The 13925-nt window shown below is 68.9% G+C and carries 12 protein-coding genes; 7 read left to right on the top strand and 5 right to left on the bottom strand.

Annotation, left to right across the window (positions count from 1 at the left end; genetic code table 11):
- The first annotated feature begins 76 nt into the window (after positions 1-76).
- On the top strand, positions 77-667 hold the full coding sequence (infC, locus tag DPQ23_RS12165; protein ID WP_240602684.1) for a translation initiation factor IF-3: 591 nt from the start codon (positions 77-79) through the stop codon (positions 665-667).
- Between the two features lie 418 nt (positions 668-1085).
- Here infC and DPQ23_RS12160 read toward each other — a convergent pair whose 3' ends face one another.
- Positions 1086-2087, bottom strand: a complete 1002-nt coding sequence (locus DPQ23_RS12160) for a 2-hydroxyacid dehydrogenase (RefSeq protein ID WP_112875063.1) — start codon at positions 2085-2087, stop codon at positions 1086-1088.
- Between the two features lie 258 nt (positions 2088-2345).
- Here DPQ23_RS12160 and DPQ23_RS12155 point away from each other — a divergent pair, with 258 nt between their 5' ends.
- Entirely contained in the window at positions 2346-2993 is a 648-nt protein-coding gene (locus DPQ23_RS12155) for an SH3 domain-containing protein (RefSeq protein ID WP_112875062.1), read from the top strand.
- A gap of 120 nt (positions 2994-3113) precedes the next feature.
- Here the strand turns inward: DPQ23_RS12155 and DPQ23_RS12150 are convergent, their stop codons facing one another.
- From DPQ23_RS12150 to dut, 4 genes are all read right to left on the bottom strand, one after another.
- Entirely contained in the window at positions 3114-3551 is a 438-nt protein-coding gene (locus DPQ23_RS12150) for a hypothetical protein (protein WP_240602681.1), read from the bottom strand.
- Between the two features lie 7 nt (positions 3552-3558).
- Positions 3559-5607, bottom strand: a complete 2049-nt coding sequence (locus tag DPQ23_RS12145; protein ID WP_112875061.1) for a M3 family metallopeptidase — start codon at positions 5605-5607, stop codon at positions 3559-3561.
- A gap of 83 nt (positions 5608-5690) precedes the next feature.
- Positions 5691-6806, bottom strand: coding sequence for a HesA/MoeB/ThiF family protein (locus DPQ23_RS12140; protein ID WP_240602679.1), 1116 nt, complete (start codon positions 6804-6806; stop codon positions 5691-5693).
- A 1-nt stretch (position 6807) separates the two neighbouring features.
- A complete protein-coding gene (gene dut, locus DPQ23_RS12135; RefSeq protein ID WP_112875060.1) occupies positions 6808-7296 on the bottom strand; it encodes a dUTP diphosphatase in 489 nt (162 codons plus the stop codon).
- Positions 7297-7799: 503 nt separating this feature from the next.
- On the opposite strand from dut, the gene DPQ23_RS12130 reads away from it, so the two are divergent.
- The 5 genes from DPQ23_RS12130 (at position 7800) to DPQ23_RS12110 (ending at position 13920) form a co-directional block, all read left to right on the top strand.
- Complete coding sequence (locus DPQ23_RS12130; RefSeq protein WP_112875059.1) at positions 7800-9068, top strand: integrase family protein; 1269 nt, start codon at positions 7800-7802, stop codon at positions 9066-9068.
- 326 nt (positions 9069-9394) lie between these two features.
- Positions 9395-10372, top strand: a complete 978-nt coding sequence (locus DPQ23_RS12125) for an ArdC family protein (RefSeq protein ID WP_476704031.1) — start codon at positions 9395-9397, stop codon at positions 10370-10372.
- Positions 10373-10597: 225 nt separating this feature from the next.
- Positions 10598-11086 (top strand): RadC family protein, encoded by a 489-nt coding sequence (radC, locus tag DPQ23_RS12120; RefSeq protein WP_112875058.1) that lies wholly within the window; start codon positions 10598-10600, stop codon positions 11084-11086.
- 115 nt (positions 11087-11201) lie between these two features.
- Complete coding sequence (locus DPQ23_RS12115) at positions 11202-13340, top strand: ParB/RepB/Spo0J family partition protein (RefSeq protein ID WP_112875057.1); 2139 nt, start codon at positions 11202-11204, stop codon at positions 13338-13340.
- Positions 13341-13440: 100 nt separating this feature from the next.
- The gene (locus DPQ23_RS12110) at positions 13441-13920 is read left to right on the top strand and encodes a DUF6878 family protein (RefSeq protein WP_112875056.1); all 480 of its coding nucleotides are present in this window, start codon (positions 13441-13443) and stop codon (positions 13918-13920) included.
- Positions 13921-13925 lie beyond the last annotated feature (5 nt).

The following is a 13925-nucleotide window of genomic DNA, read 5'->3' as shown; positions in this document are numbered from 1 at the left end:
CAGCAGCGGGCGAAAGCAGAGGAAAAACCCCCTGAAACCCCCCCGTGCGCCCCGCAATCGCGGTTGAAACGCGGGCGTGCGGCCGCTATCTCTGCGCCATCGTATCAGCTATCCAAGGACCACTGCCATAGCCCGCAGACCGCACAATGCCCCGCCGACCCGTGACACCGGCCCCCGGACCAACGACCGCATCCGCGTCCCCGAAATTCGCCTGATCGGCGCCGAGGGCGAAAACATCGGGGTCGTCACACCCGCGCGCGGCATGCAGCTGGCCGAGGAAGCGGGCCTGGACCTGGTCGAGATCTCGCCGAACGCGGTGCCGCCGGTCTGCAAGATCATGGATCTGGGCAAGTTCAAGTATGAACAGCAAAAGCGCGAAGCCGAGGCGCGGAAAAAGCAGAAGATCATCGAGATCAAGGAAATCAAGTTCCGTCCGGGCACCGACACGCACGACTATGACGTCAAGATGCGCGCCGTGATGAAGTTCCTGGGCGAGGGCGACAAGGTCAAGGTGACGCTGCGCTTTCGCGGCCGCGAGATGGCGCACCAGCAGCTGGGCGTCGAGCTGCTGAACCGCATCTCGGCCGACGTCGGCGACGCGGGCAAGGTCGAGACCATGCCCAAGCTGGAAGGCCGCCAGATGGTGATGATGATCGCCCCCCGCTAGGGCGGCGCGATCCAGGGTTCGGACGGCCTGCCCGCGGGACACCGGGGCAGGCCGTTTCCTGTGAAAGGGGCAGACGCTCGCGTCAGCCGGCTGCCACCCGGCGTCTGCTTTCCACAGCGGCCTGTCATGCCGCCGCGCGATTCGCGCGACTGGAATCGTTTGGCGTCATCGGCACACGCCGGACCAGTCTGCCATGACAGGGTTCGCGCCCCTGCGCCGCAGGCCGGAACAGCGCCCCCGCCCATACAGACATGCCGGCCGCCGGCAGGCCAGGGCGCCCGAGCGACCGCTGTCGGCACCGCGCCCGCCGGCACGGAAAGGGGCGACCGCTGCCGGCCAGGGGGACGCAAGGCGTTCTCGCCATCGGCCCGGCCTTCCCGCCGCCGCGCCGGTGGGCCGTCGCAGGCGCCGGGGCGCCCTACAGCATCCCCGGAACGACCAGGTCCGGTGGGCGGTGGCCGTCGGCAAAGGTCTTGATGTTGATGATGACCTTCTCGCCCATCTCCAGCCGTCCCTCGACCGTGGCCGATCCCATGTGGGGCAGCATCACCACGTTGGGCAGATCGCGCAGGCGGGGGTTGATCTCGTGGCCATGCTCGAACACGTCCAGCCCCGCGCCCGACAGCTCGCCCGCCCGCAGCATCCGGGTCAGGGCGTTCTCGTCGATGACCTCGCCGCGCGAGGTGTTCACGATCACCGCGTTGGGCTTCATCAGCTTCAGCCGCCGGGCGCTGAGCAGGTGGAACGTGCTGGGCGTGTGCGGCGCGTTGATCGACAGGATGTCGACGCGGGCCAGCATCTGGTCCAGGCTTTCCCAATAGGTGGCCTGCAGGGACTCCTCGATCTCGGGGCGCAGGCGGCGGCGGTTGTGGTAGTGCACCTGCATGCCGAACACGTTGGCGCGCCGCGCGACGGCCTGCCCGATGCGGCCCATGCCCAGGATGCCCAGCCGCCGCCCGCCGATCCGTCCGCCCAGATGCGCGGTGGGGGACCAGCCCTCCCATCGCCCGGACTGCATCTCGGCCAACCCCTCGGGGATGCGGCGTGTGACCGCCAGCATCAGGGCGATCGTCATGTCGGCGGTGTCCTCGGTGGTGGCGCCGGGGGTGTTGGACACCAGGATGCCGCGCTGGCGGGCGCTTGACACGTCGATGTGATCGACACCCGCGCCATAGTTGGCGATCAGCCGCATCCGCTCGCCGGACTGCGCCAGCAGGCCCGCGTCGATGTGGTCGGTCACGGTCGGCACCAGCACGTCGCAGTCGCGCATCGCCTGGCTCAGCTCGTCGCGCGTCATCTTGACGTCCACCTCGCGCAGGCGGACGTTGAACAGTTCGGCCAACCGGTTCTCCACGGGCTGCGGCAGCCGGCGCGTCACCGCGACCGTCAGACGAGGGCGAGCGGACGCGGGAACGGGCATGGGAACCTCTTTCAAAGCCGGGATGGTTTTGGCAAACTGCCCGCAAGGCGGGGCAGGCACAAGACCCCGCGGGGGCCGGGCCGCAGGCCGGTCCAGGGCAGAACGGCGGCGCCCCACGCGCCCGGACAGGAAAGAACGACCATGCATCACTGTCAGCTTTCGCAGCCCGCGGCGCGGTGCCGGGCCGGATGGGCGGGTGCAGGGCGCGCGCGGCCGGCGACAGCGGCGCGGGGCGCGCGCAGTGCGCTGGCCCGGGGAATGGCCCCTGCGCTGGCCGCGGCCCTGGCGCTGACCCTTGTGCTTGCGCCGCCCGCCGCCGCGCAGGACGGCGGAACCGGGCAGGCGGGCGGCGCGGCGGCCGCGAACGGCGCGGGCCGGGACGGCAGCGCCGCGCGCGACGTCCCCGTCCAGGTCGATCCGTCCGATGTCACGGCGGATTCGCTGATCAGCCGCCACCAGTCCGAGCCGCGCGACCCCAACCGCGGCCCCGTCACCAACCTGCCCCTGCCGCGCTATGTCTCGCTCAAGGGCAGCGAGGGGAACGCCCGCCGCGGCCCCAGCCTGTCGCACCGCATCGACTGGGTGTTCCGCCACCCCGGCATGCCGCTGCGCGTGGTGGCCGAGTTCGGCCACTGGCGGCGGGTCGAGGATCAGGACGGCGCCGGCGGCTGGGTGCATTATTCGCTGCTGTCGGGCGTCCGCACGGCAATCGTCACCACCGACATGGCCGAGCTGCGGGCCCGGCCCGATGCGAACGCCGCCGTGATCGCGCGGGCCGAGGCCGGCGCCATCGTGCGCCTGCACGAATGCGAGATCGAGTGGTGCCGCGTGTCGGGTGGGGGCGCCAAGGGGTGGGTGGTCAAGGCCGGCCTGTGGGGCGTGGACCCCGACGAAACCCGCGAGTGACGGCACCCTGTCCGGCGCCCCCTCCGGCGCGGGCGTCCTGCGCCCGGTCGGCGGCGCGCGCCATGAAAACGGCCGGTTCGCGGGGAACCGGCCGTTGTCGTCCGCGTCAGGCTGGTCGGATCAGCTGCACTTGAAATAGGTCAGCGTCGTCGCGCCTTCGGTCACGCGCAGGCGGCCCGGACGCAGCGACATGTTCAACTGGCGGTTCTCGGCCGCCGAGCAGCCGAGCGTCACCGAGGTGAAGTTCGACTGAACCTCGGCCGCGGTGGCGGTGCATTCCGTGGTCGGGAAAGTGAACTTGTTGCCCGCGATGACCATGCGGCCCTCGCTGGTGGCGTCGCCGCACTGCGAGGCGACCAGGTTCCATTCGCCGTTCATCGTGTCGGCGCCCTCGACGCCGCTGGTCGCGTCCGGCACGGCCGGGGCCATCGGCGGGGCATCCACCACCACGACCGGCTCGGTGCCGGGGGTGGAGACGGTGGTGACGGTGCCGCCGGGCATGCAGGCCGACAGGGACATCGCGGCGACCAGCGCCAGGGCCGGCTTGAGATAGGTCATTTTTTGGTTACTCCCTCTTGAAAACGATCGGCGTCAGGCCGCGTCCCTGCAACAACGCCGTAACCCCGGGCATACGTTCCCGAAATTCGATCCACAACTCATCGGCAGGCTGCAACCCGCCCTTTGACAGGATTGCATTTTCCAGACGGGCGGCGGTGGCGGGGTCGAACGGGTCGCCGGTCTCCTCGAACGCGGCGAAGGCGTCGGCGTCCATCACCTCGGACCACAGATAGCTGTAATAGCCCGCGGCATAGCCGTCGCCGGCAAACACATGCTGGAAATGCGGCGTCGCATGGCGCATCGGGATCGCCGCCGGGGCGTCCAGCGCCGCCAGCACCTGCGCCTGTCGGGCCATCGGGTCGGCGGGCGGCGGGCCGCTGTGGAACGCCAGATCAACCAGCGCCGATTCCAGATACTCCACGGTGGCAAAGCCCGCATCGGCCTTGTCGGCCGCCACGATCCGGGCGACGGCCGCGGGGTCCAGCGGCGTGCCGGTGCGGACGTGGCGGGCGTGGCGGGCCAGCACCTCGGGCACCTCGAGCCAATGTTCGTAAAGCTGGCTGGGCAGTTCGACGAAGTCGCGCGCGACCGACGTGCCCGAGATCGAGGGCCAGGTTACGTCCGACAGGATATGGTGCAGCGCATGGCCGAATTCGTGAAACAGCGTCCGCGCCTCGTCCCAGCCCAGCGTTGCCGGATCGCCGGGGGTGAAGTTGCAGACGTTCACCACGATGGGCCGCTGGCCCGCGCCCAGGGTGTGCTGGGGTTGCAGGGCCGAGCACCACGCGCCCGACCGCTTGCCGGGGCGGGCGAAGTAATCGCCCAGGAACACCGCCATCTCGCGCCCGTCGCGCAGGATGCGCCAGGCGCGCACGTCGGGATGCCACAAGGGCGCGTCCAGGGGCTCGGCCGTCAGGCCGAACAGCCGGCCCGCCACGTCGAAGGCCGCCGCGATCATCGCGTCCAGCCCCAGATGCGCCTTGATCGCATCGTCGTCGATGTCGTGCAGCGCCCGGCGGCGGCGGGCCGCGTAATGCCGCCAGTCCCACGCCATCAGCGGCCCGTTCAGCCCGTCGGCGCGGGCCATCTCCTCCAGCGCGGCCTGATCCTCGGCGGCGCGGGCGGCGGCGGGGGCCCAGACCTGCATCAGCAGGTCGCGCACCCGCCCCGCGTCGCGCGCCATCTCGTGTTCCAGCTTCATCGAAGCGAAATCGTCATGGCCCAGCAGCCGCGCGCGTTCGTGCCGCAAGGCCAGGATCTCGGCGACCAGGGGGCGGTTGTCGGTCGCGGGCCCGCCCGCGCCCGTGCCCGAACCCCGCGCCTCGAACGCCTGCTGCGCCTGTTCGCGCAGGGCGCGGTCGGTCGAATGTTCAAGGAATGGCACGATCAGCGAGCGGCCCAGCGTCACGACCTGGCCGGGCAGGCCGCGCTCTGCCGCCGCCTGCCGCATCGCGGCGGCAAGGGTCGGGGGGATGCCGCCCATCCGCTCGTCAGGGACGGCCAGCACGAAGTCGCGCTCGTCGGCCAGCAGGTTCTGGCCGAACTGCGTGGACAGCACTGCCAGCCGGGACCGGATCTGGGCCATGCGCTCGCGCCCTGCGGCGTCCAGCGCCGCGCCGCCGCGCAGGAAATGGCGCCGCGTCAGCTCGGTCAGACGCGCCTCGGCCGCGGGCAGGCGGTCGCGGGCGGCCCAGACGGCCCCGATCCGCGCCCACAGCCGCGGGTCGGTCACGATGTCAGACCCATAGGCCGACAGCAGCGGCGCCAGCTCGCGCTGGATCGCCTCGCGCATGGGCGTGGAGCAGGTCGAGGCGAGCGTCGAGAACACCGCCATCACGCGGTCCAGGGCCTCGTCGGCCTGCTCCATCGCGACGATGGTGTTTGCGAAATCGGCGGGCCGGGGGTCGGTTGCGATCGCCTCGTGCGCGGCGCGGCCCTGCGCCAGGGCGGCGTGGACGGCGGGCAGGATGTCGTCGTCCGCGATCTGGTCGAACCGCGGCAGCCCGGCCGGGCCGGTCCACCGGGTCAGTTGCGGATTGGGGGCGGTGTCGGTCATGGGACATCCTCTTTTCCCCGCAGCCTAGGGCATGGGCCCGCCCCGCGCCATGCCGTGCCCGCCCACGCCGCCAGCCCGGGCCGTCAGCCCATGCCGCCGCAGACGGCGCAGCCGGGGCGGGCGCGGGTGCCGATGCTGCGGGTCTCGCCCCATAAGCCGTCGAACAGCACCATCCGTCCGCGCAGACCCGATCCCGCCCCGCTGTCGGGAATGCCGGCCAGGTGCTTGATCGCCTCGATCGCCATCAGGCTGCCGACGACGCCCGGCAGGGCACCGACGACCCCGGCCTCGGCGCAGGACGGAACCAGGCCGGGCGCCGGGGCCTCGGGGAACAGGCAGGCCAGGCACGGGCCGCCCCGCGCGGGATCGTACAGCGTCACCTGACCCTCCCACTGGGCGATGGACCCGGCGATCAGCGGCACGCCGGCCGCGACGCAGGCGGCATTGACCGCGCTGCGGGCGGCAAAGCTGTCGGTGCCGTCCAGAACCAGATCGTGCGCCGCGATCAGGTTGATATCATCGGCGGTGACGCGGCGCGCCAGCGGCGTGACGGCGACATGCGGGTTCAGCCGGGCCAGCGCCTCGGCCGCCGCGCGGACCTTGGGCCGGCCGATGTCGGCCGTGGCAAAGATCACCTGCCGCTGAAGGTTCGACAGGCCGACGCTGTCGTCGTCGGCCACCGTGATCCGCCCCACCCCCGCTGCGGTCAGATAGGCCAGCACGGGCGCGCCCAGGCCCCCGGCGCCCACCACCAGGACCCGCGCCGACCGCAGCCGCCGCTGGCCCGCGCCGCCCAGTTCGCGCAGCATGATGTGGCGGGCATAACGGTCCAGTTCCGCATCGCTCAGGGGGGCGGCGGGATCGGCGGGGGGCGACGGCCCATCGGGCAGCGCCGCGGCGGACGCCGTGATCGCCAATGGTGCCCGCCGCGGGGGCGCGCCCACCTCGCCCGGCCGGGCGGCGCCTGCGCGCGCCGCAGCCCTGCGCCGCAGCGCGCCCAAGCCCAGCGCATAGGCCGCGACGGGCAGCAGGACGGCCCCCAGCGCCAGCCGGCCCGTGGTCCGGTCGTCCATCCCCCCGGCGCGCAGCGCCACCAGCACCCACACGGCCCAGGCGGCCGCCAGGGCCAGCAGGACACGGGCCGCGCCAAAGCGCCACCAGCCCAGCGCGGTCAGGACCCCCAGGCCAAGCCAGGCCATCTCAGACTCCGGTCGAGCCGAAGCCGCCGGTCCGGCCGGAGTCGCGCGAAAACGTTTGCACGACCTGCATCAGCGGCCGGACCACCGGCACGAACAGCATCTGCGCGACCCGGTCGCCCGGCCGCAGGGTGATCGGGGCGCTGCCGGGCGGGTTGCGGTTCCACAGGCTGATCATGATCTGGCCGGTATAATCGGCGTCGATCAGCCCGATGCCGTTGCCCAGCACCAGCCCGCGATGCCCCAGCCCCGATCGCGGCAGGATCATCGCGGCAAGCTGCGGGTCCGCGATGTGGATCGCCAGCCCCGAGGGCACCAGCACGGCCGCGTCCTGCGCGCCCAGGTCCAGCGGCGCGTCGAGGCAGGCGAACAGATCCACCGCCGCCGCCATCGCCGTCTGCGGCCGCGGCAGACCCCAGTCGTGCAGGCGCGGGTCCAGCACCCGCAGCTCGACCGGCGGGACGGGCGCGGGGGCAGGGGGATGGGGGATCATGGCAGCGCCTTTCGGGTGAACCGCCCCCCTGCTTACGCGCGCGGCCGACGCGGGGCAACGCGGCGCGGCGCGGGCACGGGGGCGCAGGGGGGGGCACGTCGGGTCACGGCCAAGCGGGGTGCGTGGAAGCAAGGGGGGCCAGCGGGGCAGGGTCGCCCCTGTGGCGAACCGATGGCGAACCGATGGCGCGGCGAATGGGCGGGCGATGCGATGCGCCACCCTGCAAGCGTGCCCCGGAAACACGAAGGCCGGCCCCGCGGGACCGGCCTTTCGATGTTGGAGCGGGCGATGAGATTCGAACTCACGACCCTAACCTTGGCAAGATCAGGAAGATCATACGCCACAGCACCCAATATTGCGAGATAGCAGCTAAAAACAGAACTTTAACTGGAGCTATTTGCGCTGCAGTTCGCCACGGCAACCCCACAGCTTCATTCCATCTGCTTACATATTGCTTACACGGGTGCTATGGTGAAGCCGTGTAAGCATGTGGAGGAAGCGGCGTGGCCAAGTTGACCAAGAAGGCCGTTGAGGCGCTGGAGCCGCCGCCTGCGGGACAAGCGTTCTTATGGGATGGAGAGCTGAAGGGCTTTGGCGTCCGTGTGACCAAGGGAGGGGTAAAGACCTTCATCATCCAATACCGCAATGCGGAAGGGAAAAGCCGCCGCATCAATCTCGGTCGCTTTGGAATCATGACCGTCGAGAACGCGCGCGATGAGGCCAGGATCAAGTTTGGTGCCCTTGCCGCCGGTCAGGATCCCGCCGACTCCAATGACGATCCTCACCATCAGGTCACAGTTTCTGATCTCTGCAATTGGTATCTCGAGGAGGCTGAGGCCGGTCGCGTCCTCGGTCGACGCAATAGGCCCATCAAGAAGTCGACGCTCGCCATGGACAAGAGCCGTATAGAAACGCATATTAAGCCGCTCTTGGGCAAGCGCCTTGCACATACCCTGAGGGTGGCCGACATTGAGGGGATGCAATCCGATATCGTGGCTGGCAAGACGGCGAAGCCGCGAGGCAAGGGCCGAGGTGGCGTCCCGACTGGCGGCCCCGGCGTTGCGTCCCGCGCTGTTGGAACACTCCAGAGCATCCTTGGTCATGCCGCTCGTCTCGACAAGCTTGAGAGCCATCCTAGCCGGGGCGCGCGAAAGCTCGCTGGCAAGAAGAAGCGGCGGCGTCTGAGCGTGGCTGAAATCAAGCTACTGGGCGCCGCAATGCGGCACGCGGAGCGTAACGGCGAAAATCCTGTGGCCCTTGCCATCATCCGATTCCTCGCTCTCACGGGCTTTCGCATTTCGGAAGGCCAGGGGCTCCAAAAGCCTTGGCTCAACGTTGATGCGGGCTATGTGGCTTTTCCCGACACGAAGGGAGACGCGCAGGTCCGCGCGATCGGTCCCTCCGCCGCGAAGATTGCTGCGTGCCAGCCGATTCGAGGCAAGAGCCCCTATGTTTTCCCATCCGATATCAGCGAGGGCCATTTTACAGCAGCCAAGGCGTGCCTCGTCAGGCTCTGCGCCAGCGTGGGGATCAAAGGGGTCACACCACATACGTTGCGTCACACCTTCGGCAGTGTCGCAGGCGACCTCGGTTTTTCCGAACTGACGATCAGGGCTCTTCTTGGCCATGCCGCTCAAAGCGTGACTCAGGGCTATGTCCATATCGATGAGGCGCTGAAGCTCGCCGTTACTCGCACCTGCGAGGAGATCGCCGCCCTGCTCGACACCGCGCAGGAGACCGCACCAACACCTCAAGTGGATCGAGCCGGGTGACCGAGAGTCCGGATGCGGCCCCTGTCCTTGAAGTTCGACGTGAAGTCCCCTGAACCGGTGCACCGATGTGCGGAGCTGGCGGTTGGAGTTCCCTGACTCTCAACGGGCAGCGAAGCCCTGGTCACCCGGTACTGACGCACGAAGATGTCGACCGGCACCGCTCCCGCTCACGCCGGATCTAGCGCATGAATTTTGGCGTGATTCAGCCAAGTGGGCAGCTGTGATGTTGCCTCACGTCGGCTAGCGAGTGCGACACCGGTAGAGGGAGAGTTCGGGCGGTTTTCCGTGACGGGTTGAGGCGGGAGGAGTGGCTTCCGGCGCCCGTCGTGGAGATCATCCCGATGGCCAGACAGGATCGCGCCGCCCATGATGGCGGTTCTCGCACAAGCATCTACGACGACATCACCAACAAGATCATCGCCGAGCTAGAGGAGGGCCGGCTGCCTTGGGTCCAGCCCTGGGGAACCTCGGCGGCGAAGGCGTCGCTGGCCGTGCCGAGAAACGCCGCGACCTCGCGCCAGTATTCCGGGATCAATATCCTGATCCTCTGGGGCGCCGTGGTGCAGAACGGCTACCCCAGCCAGCACTGGCTCACCTTCCGCCAGGCACTGTCGCTGGGCGGCAATGTCCGCAAGGGCGAGCGCGGGACGACCGTCGTCTATGCGGACCGCTTCACGCCCGAGGACGAGAAGCGTCGCGCCCGTGAGGCAGGCGAGGAAGCCGGCAGCATCCCCTTCCTGAAGCGCTTCACCGTCTTCAACGCGGCGCAATGTGAGGGCCTGCCCAACGACATTGCGGTCGAGGCGCCGCCCCCGCCGCCGGGCATGATCGAGCCGCGGGTCGAGGCGCTGATCCGCGAGACGGGAATCGACTTTCGCATCGGCGGCGACCGCGCCTTCTATGTTCCCGCGCTCGACTATGTCCAGGTGCCGCCGCCCGCCGCGTATTTCGAGCCGATCAACTGGCACCGGACCGCCCTGCACGAAATGGGCCACGCGACGGGTCATGCCGCGCGGCTCGCGCGGGATTTCTCGGGCAGCTTCGGTACCAGGAAATACGCGTTCGAGGAACTGGTGGCCGAGATGAGCGCGGCGTTCTGCTGCGCCTCGCTCGGGATCGTGCCGACCGTGCGCCACGCCGACTACATCGGCTCGTGGCTCGAAGTGCTGCGTGAGGACAATCGCGCCATCGTCCGTGCGGCCTCGCAGGCCGGCAAGGCGGCCGACTGGCTGCTCGGGCATCTGCCGGACGAGGATGGCGCCGAACCGGATGCAGCGTCGACCGAGCGGATTGCCGCGGCATGATCCGCCTGACCCGCGGCCAGCGCGAACAATTCCTTACCCGCGTCGATCACCTTCTCGGCGTGAAGGCCTTCGATCCCGTCTGCGAGCCCGGAAAGGCAGATTCCTAGCTGCCCGACTTCGCGATCCTGCGCCGCTCTCTGTCTTCGCGTCAGAGGGCGGCGCTTCTGGTAGTAACGCGGCGAAAGCCCCGGCGCCCGGCCGGCTGTCCGTCGAGGAGCATCACCAATGATCCGACGTGAACGAAAACCTGCCATCGAACCGCAGCCCCTCCAGTTCTCGGCCCAGGAGCAGGCGGTCGTCTACGAGGCCCGGCAGATCCTGCTGCGCCATTTGAACCAGAACCCGGTCCTGTCGTCCTGGCAGGCAGTTCTGGACTATTGCGCCCTGACCATCCGGGGTGAGGTGGAGCGCTTCCATGTCCTCTATCTCGACCGGAAGAACCGGCTCATCTCCGATGAATGCCTGGCCATCGGCACGGTCGACCATGTCCCGGTCTATCCCCGGGAGGTGCTGCGGCGGAGCCTGGCGCTCAACGCGGCGGCGCTGATCATCGTCCACAATCATCCGACCGGCGATCCCGAGCCCTCCGCGGCCGACCTCGCGATGACGAAGGAAATCCAGAAAGCCTGCAAGGCTCTCGGCGTGACGCTCCACGACCACATCATCGTCGGCGCCGGCCGGGAGACGAGCTTGCGCGCCCGCGGGGATCTCTGATGCCTCGTGGCGCTGCGCCGCACACGGTCGGGAGAGTGAAAGGAGGGATGGGATTGGGTGACGGGCTGGTTGCCGGAGAGAGAGGCTCCCCGGCGTCCGTCATGGAGTCACGAACATGGCTGCTGCCGTGCAGAAGATCACCCTGTCGTCCTCGCGCGACATTCCCTTCAACAAGCTGGTACTCTCCCAGGCGAATGTCCGGCGGGTCAAGGCCGGCGTCTCGGTCGAGGAACTGGCCGAGTCCATCGCCCGGCGCGGCCTGATCCAGTCGTTGCATGTCCGTCCGGTCCTCGATGCCGAGGGCCAGGAGACCGGCATGTTCGAGGTACCCGCCGGCGGCCGCCGGTTCCGCGCGCTCGAGCTTCTGGTAAGGCAGAAGCGCCTAGTGAAGACCGCGCCTGTGCCCTGCATCGTGTCGGAGGCTGGAGCCGACATCCTGATCGACGAGCTGTCGCTCGCCGAAAACATCGAGCGCGCCCCACTTCATCCCCTCGACCAGTTCCGCGCCTTTCAGGCGATGCGCGAGAAGGGCATGTCCGAGGAGGCCATCGCGGCCGCGTTCTTCGTCGACGCCAAGGTCGTGAAGCAGCGCCTGCGCCTGGCTGCGGTCTCGCCTGCGCTGCTCGACATCTATGCCGAGGACGGCATGACGCTCGAACAGCTCATGGCCTTCACCGTCTCGGAGGACCATGCGCGCCAGCAGCAGGTCTGGGAGGCGATCAGGGATGGCTGGCAGAAGGAGCCCTATCATATCCGTCGCCTGATGACCGAGACCGCGGTTCGCGCCTCCGACAAGCGCACCGTTTTCGTCGGCCTCGAGGCCTACGAAGCCGCGGGCGGCTACGTGCTGCGCGATCTCTTCCAGTCCGATGATGGCGGCTGGCTTCAGGATTCCGTTCTGCTCGATCGGCTCGTCACGGAGAAGCTCAAAGCCGAAGCCGAGACGATTGCGGCCGAAGGCTGGAAATGGATCGAAGTCGCCGTGACCTTTCCCTACGGCCATGCTCACGGCCTGCGGGAACTGGCGGGCGCGACGGTCGATCTCACCGAGGAGGAGCGGGCGACGCGCGAGGCGCTGCGCGACGAATACGACCGGCTTGATGCTGACCATGCCGAGGCCGACGAACTGCCCGATGAGATCGATCAACGTCTGGGAGAGATCGAGCAGGCGCTGGAGGCATTCGACCGCCGTCCTATGATCTACGCTCCGGAGCAGATGGCGCGGGCCGGGGCCTTCGTCAGCATCGACGCGGATGGCGCGCTCATGGTCGAACGCGGCTATGTTCGGCCCGAGGACGAGGCTACGGCCGGACCGGAGGAGGGTGAAGCCGGGGCCCCGGCGGGCGCAGCACCCGAGGGCGATCAACCGGTCAGCGTCCAGCGCGCCGTCATCACTCTTGGCGGGGCGTCCATCGAGGCTGAGGACGAAGAGGATGGGGCGGAGACGATCCGGCCGCTTCCCGACCGCCTCGTCAGCGAACTGACCGCGCATCGCACGCTCGCGCTGCGCGATGCCGTGGCGATGAACCCGCAGGTCGCCATGACCGCGCTCCTGCACCGGCTGGTCACGGACAGCTTCTTGCCGCATTCGACGCAGGGCTGCCTCGAGGCTCAGGTCCGTGAGGTCCATCTGCCGGCGCAAACCGAGGATCTTCGCGACAGCGCCTCGGCGCAATCGGTCACGGCGCGGCACGAACGCTGGGGCGATCTGATCCCCGGTGACGATGCGGCGCTGTGGGACTGGCTGGCTGATCTCGACGACGGTTCCCGGATGGAGCTTCTCGCCCATTGCGTGAGCTTCGGCGTCAACGCGCTCCATGAAAAGCCCAACCCCTATGGCGGGACGGGCGTGAGCCAGCACGGGCTCGACGTGCGTCTCGCGCAGGCGGATCGGCTGGCGCGGGCCACGGGCCTCGACATGGTGGCGGCGGGCTGGCGGCCGTGCGTGGCGAATTACCTCGGCCGCGTAACCAAGCCGCGTATCCTCGAAGCCGTGCGCGAGGGAGCGGGCGAAGGAGCTGCCCAGCTCATCGACCATCTGAAGAAGGGCGATATGGCCAGGGAGGCGGAACGCCTGCTCGCCGATGCCGGCTGGCTGCCGGAACCGCTGCGCATGATCGATGCCCCTGCCGAGCCCGACACCGCAGAGGATGTCGAGGCCGACGAACTCCCCGAGTTCCTGACGGGTGACGGCGGTGATGAGGAGGCCGCCGGCGAGAAGGGTGAGGCGCAACACATGGCCGCAGCCGAGTGAGTTCGAGAAGCGCGGGCGGCTCCGGTCGCCCCGCCGCTTCGCTCTCGATCGTTCAACAGCCCGGCCATCGCGCCGGGCGCATTTGTGTCAGGAGACACCCATGTCCGACAATTCCGAAACCGCACCGGAAACCAGCCCGACGCCTTTCGATTGGACGACGCTGGCCGCCCTGCGAAGCCGGCTCGAAGCCGAACTTTTCAGTCTGAACAAGACAGTTCTGCTCGATGCTCTCGCATCGGCCGGGATCACCCATGTGGTCGTGACCTTCGATGGCTATAGCGACTCCGGTCAGATCGAGAATGTCGACGTGCGGTCTGGCGATGATGATATCGCCATGCCTGACGCCAGAATCGAGATCGCACAGGCGGTCTGGGGCCAATCCGAGCCCGAGCGCTCGACCGTCACCCTCGCCACGGCCGTCGAAAGCTTGGCCTATGATGTCCTCGAGCGAACGCATGGCGGCTGGGAAAACAACGACGGCGCCTATGGCGACATCACCTTCGACGTCGCGGAGCGGACGATCACGCTCGACTACAACGAGCGCTACACCGCTTCCGAAAACTACACCCACAGCTTCTGAGGGAG

The sequence above is a fragment of the Paracoccus endophyticus genome, from assembly GCF_003286075.1.
Lineage (GTDB): Bacteria > Pseudomonadota > Alphaproteobacteria > Rhodobacterales > Rhodobacteraceae > Paracoccus > Paracoccus endophyticus.
Note: the sequence above shows the minus strand (reverse complement) of the source record. Positions and strands in the feature narration are given on the sequence as shown.